The 4,911-nt window shown below is 31.9% G+C and carries 5 protein-coding genes; 2 read left to right on the forward strand and 3 right to left on the reverse strand.

Annotation, left to right across the window (positions count from 1 at the left end):
* Window positions 1–1,014 (forward strand): RHS repeat domain-containing protein (locus V3Z67_RS17370; RefSeq protein WP_330444524.1); only part of this gene is annotated, 1,014 nt, incomplete at its 5' end.
* Window positions 1,015–1,019: 5 nt separating this feature from the next.
* Entirely contained in the window at window positions 1,020–1,601 is a 582-nt protein-coding gene (locus tag V3Z67_RS17375) for a hypothetical protein (RefSeq protein WP_330444525.1), read from the forward strand.
* Between the two features lie 287 nt (window positions 1,602–1,888).
* On the opposite strand, the gene V3Z67_RS17380 is transcribed toward V3Z67_RS17375, so the two are convergent.
* The 3 genes from V3Z67_RS17380 to V3Z67_RS17390 form a co-directional block, all read right to left on the reverse strand.
* Entirely contained in the window at window positions 1,889–2,935 is a 1,047-nt protein-coding gene (locus V3Z67_RS17380) for a tyrosine-type recombinase/integrase (RefSeq protein ID WP_330444526.1), read from the reverse strand.
* 302 nt (window positions 2,936–3,237) lie between these two features.
* On the reverse strand, window positions 3,238–3,873 hold the full coding sequence (locus V3Z67_RS17385; protein WP_330444527.1) for a hypothetical protein: 636 nt from the start codon (window positions 3,871–3,873) through the stop codon (window positions 3,238–3,240).
* A partial coding sequence (locus tag V3Z67_RS17390; protein WP_330444528.1) for an RHS repeat domain-containing protein occupies window positions 3,874–4,911 on the reverse strand: 1,038 nt, incomplete at its 5' end.

Consider the following 4,911-nt stretch of genomic DNA (forward strand, 5'->3'; position numbering starts at 1 on the left):
GATTACTATCCTTTCGGAATGCAGATGCCTAACCGATTCTATAACGGAACCGATTACAGGTATGGCTTCCAGGGACAGGAAAAGGATAATGAGATTAAAGGTGAAGGGAACAGCTATAACTATAAATATAGGATGCATGACCCTAGGATTGGCAGGTTCTTTGCGATTGACCCGCTAACATATAAGTATCCTTTTTACTCACCTTATGCGTTTAGTGGAAATAGGGTAATAGATGCTGTTGAATTAGAAGGTCTAGAGCCATTTATAGCAAATTCAGCAAAGCTTTCAGAAGCGAGAATAAAAAAATTCAATGAAGAATTAGCCAAAGGAAATATTGAAGAAGCAATGAAAGCTTATGAGGCATATAAAGGAGGGATAAAAGCTCAAAAAATTGGAACGGCGTTGGTTATTGCTTATATTACTTACCCCTTTGTTAAAGAAAAGGCTGCAAGTCTTGCGCTTTCAATAATGAGTAACCCTGTTTTAATAACAGAGATTTTTGCTACCGCTTCAGCTTTCTTTTATGAAGGTCCCGAAGACTTATTTCCTCAAGCGAAAGGAGATGAACTAGCAAAAATATTTAAAGGTAGTGGAAAGAAAATACTCGATTTTTTTGGAGGTTCGAAGAGTCGTTATAATTTTGCTCTTAATATTGATTTGCAGGCTACTCAAGGCTTTAGAGGAACTATATCAAGTTTTACGAAAGTAATGAAAGAACTTGATTTATTGGGAACTGTTGATAATATAATTGCCAACAACCCCTATGGATATAGTGACTATCTTGTAGATGCAGCTAAGCTATTAACTAAACAAGGTACCATCATAATCAGAGGCAGTCTAAGCAATAAGTATTTTAATCAAATTGTTAAAGGAACAGCCAATGGACTTGATAAATTTGATGTATTACAAAAAGTGGAGAAAGTATCAAATACCATAAAATCTGGAATGAAAACTACTGATGGAAAACCTATACAAGGAGATATATATGAAATTATTTTACAAAAGAAAGGTTGATAATTATGTTGCTACAATTAGACATTACTAATACTGATTTCTCAAGTATCGAATCACCTATTGACGTATACGATGACAAAATGATTTTTTTTTCTGTTCCGACAGTATTACCCTCTAATATTAATTTTAGTATTTGGGGGGTATCAATAGAGAAAAGTTATGGATGGGCAGATATAATTAAATCAGAGAATATTTTACATAAATTAAATAGAAATTTTGAAGATGATATAGATATAGCATCAATTAATGGATTCGGAAAATTTTCTTTTGAAGATGTTATTGCTTGTGATATCAAAATTTCCCCTATTATTAACAATGAATTTATTTATATAGGGGATAAAATATTTACAAATTCAAAGTCTTGGAATTTAGAAAAAGTAGAGAATAGTTTTAAGTATTCATTTAATTCGTATACATATTTCCCATATGGACATTGTCTAATAGATATTTATTGTAAAGGTAAGGTCTCATTCCAATTTGACTTAAATGATGTAATGAAATATAGAGATTTTATCAATGAATCTTGTAAACAACATGGATATTTAAACGTTAAAACACTTGGGGTTAGTAATAATAACTGGAAATAATAGAGTGAGATTTTATAAATATATAGCTTAAGCTAATATAGATAGTATGTTATAAAACAGAGTAGTTAGATTTTTTTCTATAAAATTATGGGTAATTAACGTAACGATTAAAGGAATTACTGGCAGCACTGTGCCCGCTGATTTTGCGCACCAGTTATTGTTATAGCGTATAAAAAAAGAAGCTATCGTGACGGTAGCTTCTTTTTATTTAATTAACTGTTTACACCAAACCCAAAATTTCAAGAATATACCTGTAACAGTCATTATACTGTTCATCATTCTTGGTTTTAATACACCTCCAGTTTACTGTGTACTTTCTCAATCTCTTTATCCATGTACGATTGTGCATAATGTACATAACGGTTAAAGGAATTACTGGCAGCACTATGCCCGCTTATTTTACGAACCAGGTGCTCTGGCATACCTAAAATAAGTAAGGTAGTTATGGCGGTGCGTCGCATCATGTGCGAACTCATTTTATCACAAAAACGTTTTTGAGATGCATCGCCATTTTTTATCATCTTTTTGGTTTTTCCCTGCTTTTCGCGTAAAACTTCTACAGGAGCAGTAAATCCGGCAAGTTCTCCAAGAGTTTTAAGGCTCTTATTAAAATTAAAAAGACTTATTTTACCAAAAACATAGGCTTTATTATTTTGAGGTTTGTATTGGTTATAAATGGCTACTGCATAAGCGGGAAGTTTAATATAACTAAAGGTTTTTGTTTTTTGCGATTTTACTTTTAAGTACCAGTCGGCATCAACATTTTCAATATTTTTATTAGTCAGTAAAAAAATATCCGAAAAACGGAGCCCCGTTGTACAACCAAAAACAAAAATATCTTTTATACGTTTTAATGATGGCGTAAGGCTTTTTTCAAACTCTCTGTCGTGTATTAAAAACTTAAGCTGATCGGGCGATAGAACAAAAATATCAACCTCCTCCTTACGCACATAAAACAATCTTTGGAAATCACCGGTATTAAAATCCTTATCGTTTTTTAAATAGTTAAAAAATACCCTTATGGTTTTAATATTGGTTCCCACATAGTTGTCATAACAGCCATTATCATATAAAAAACCGGTAAACTTAAGGTAAAACTTTTTCCAGTAATTTTTCTCTGACTGTAGTTCACGTTTGGTAAGCTTTGTAGCATCACATATTCGCACTTCAAAACCTGTTTGTGTACTAAACTTTATAAGGTTTTGTAATACATAGTAATAGTTTTGTATGGATTGAGGTTTTATGCGTTCGCCATTTTTTTTAAGCCTTTTGCCATTTTCGGTGTCCTTTATAAACTGTTTGAATAAAGATATAACAGGAGTCAGTTTTTTCATAATAACTGTTTTCTCAAAATTACGATTTTAAACCAACAAACCCCAAGCCTAGGCTTAGGGTTTGTTGTTTCTGGCTTGATTGTTATATTCACTATGCACAATCGTACATGGATAAAGAGATCGAGAAAGTACACAGTAAACTGGAGGTGTATTAAAAATTAAAGGCAACCGTATTGGTTGCCTTTATTTATATACTTAAATATTTTACTGCTTGGGCACGAGCAATATGCTCGCGCCAGCGAGGGGGGGCACATACTGATATCTAATTTTATTTAGATTTTCTAAAGCAAATATAGAAGTATCTAATTATTAATATTTAAATATCGATTGAAGATAAGTATTAAAGAGTTCTTATTCTTAATTCCTAAAAAGTTTCTATCATCTATAAATTCTATACCCGTATTGGGAATACTTTCTTTGTAGGAAACTGAACAATCTTCCTTAATAAGTGTAATGTAAAGTTCTGAAAATGTATTACTAGGCAAAATAAGAACTCCAGTGGAATAAAATAACTTAGCGTATATTATGTGTTCATACCGAATATCATTACATTCATAAGTATTATCTTGGTTAGGTAAAGGACTAAAATTAAGCTTCTTTAATTTATAGTCAAGAATATTTTTTGTGAGCATATATTCAGTGCATACATATATTCCGTTAATAGTATCCTTAGAATAAATATGCCTTAAATAATAGATCATTTTTCCTCTGTCTCTATTGAGTTTTTGGAATACTAAACTGTCTTTAAGCTTAAGTACACCTTCATTTAACTTTGTCTCTGAATAATATTTTGAGAACAAAACTAGCTCTTCTTTGCTATTTTTATAACAACTATCTACATTACTAAACGACTGTAAAAAAATATTTGCAATTTCAGTGGTCTGACCGTTAGTAGTAGCAGTGAAACAAAATAAAAAATATAAATATATTTTATTCATCTATTCATATTTAAAATTAACCTTAAACTTACCGTTTAATTTGGCTCGTGTATTTTGATAATCTACTTGGACTCTAACATTATTATTTAACCCCAAATTTCTGAATATCTGTACAAGTTTTCTTAATCCGGTGTAGAAAGAACTCCTTACGTTAGAACCATTTGCCCCTTCGCCATACTCTGCCTCTCCAGAGACTGTAATTTGAGTAATCTTTGGGCTTGAATTAACCTTTTTCACTATTTTTGTTAAAAGATCTTTAGCCGGAAATTGACCTGTTCCCTGATCAATCCATTCATAACCACTATTTGAAACAATAGGATACATTAATCCCATTGTAGTAGATTCAATATCTCCTTTCTTTAGTGGCGGCGGTATAACTTTTTTCTTCTTCACTGGTAAAGGTACAACTTTCTCATCCACTTTATTTAAATTTACCTGCTCAACTTCTTTATTGATTTCATTAGATTTTTTTACTTCTAAAACGGGCTTTTCATCATTATCAAGAGGTTCTGGATTGATTTCTTTTGTATTATCATTAGGATCGGTTGCAGGGATTGAAGGTTCAACAGTAGACGTAGAAACATATTTATTAAAATAACCTGCTCCAGCATAATGATACGATATTGTTTCAATTTCAACATCAGCCCCTGGATCACCCTGTTCAACAATCTCTTCAGATGGCTGAATATATTCATTACTTTTTTTATCAAAATATTTCCGATTAACATTTTGACCCCAAACATTAATTAATACTATTCTTTTACGAGTTTTAGTTAACTCCTCTAAACCGTCTAAATCGACAGCCCATATAGGTCTATTACCTGCAAACTGATATGGCGTGTAATATGGGTAACCTGCAAACAAAGGATCTGTACTCAAAAAGCGACCTATTCTCGAGTCATAAATTCTAAATCCATAATCGTATTGTGCTCCTAGTCCTTTAATCTCATCATCCTTTTCTTTCCCGTTAAACCCATACCTATAATCTGTACCGTTATAGAAACGGTTTGGCATCTGCATTCCGAAAGGATAGTAATC

The sequence above is a fragment of the Flavobacterium sp. C4GT6 genome, assembly GCF_036347315.1.
GTDB lineage: Bacteria > Bacteroidota > Bacteroidia > Flavobacteriales > Flavobacteriaceae > Flavobacterium.

What these genes read in the sequence shown, in the direction of transcription:
- V3Z67_RS17385 (WP_330444527.1), bottom strand. Translation starts at nt 3,873, where the DNA reads ATGAATAAAATATATTTATATTTTTTATTTTGTTTCACTGCTACTACT.
- V3Z67_RS17375 (WP_330444525.1), top strand. Translation starts at nt 1,020, where the DNA reads ATGTTGCTACAATTAGACATTACTAATACTGATTTCTCAAGTATCGAA.
- V3Z67_RS17380 (WP_330444526.1), bottom strand. Translation starts at nt 2,935, where the DNA reads ATGAAAAAACTGACTCCTGTTATATCTTTATTCAAACAGTTTATAAAG.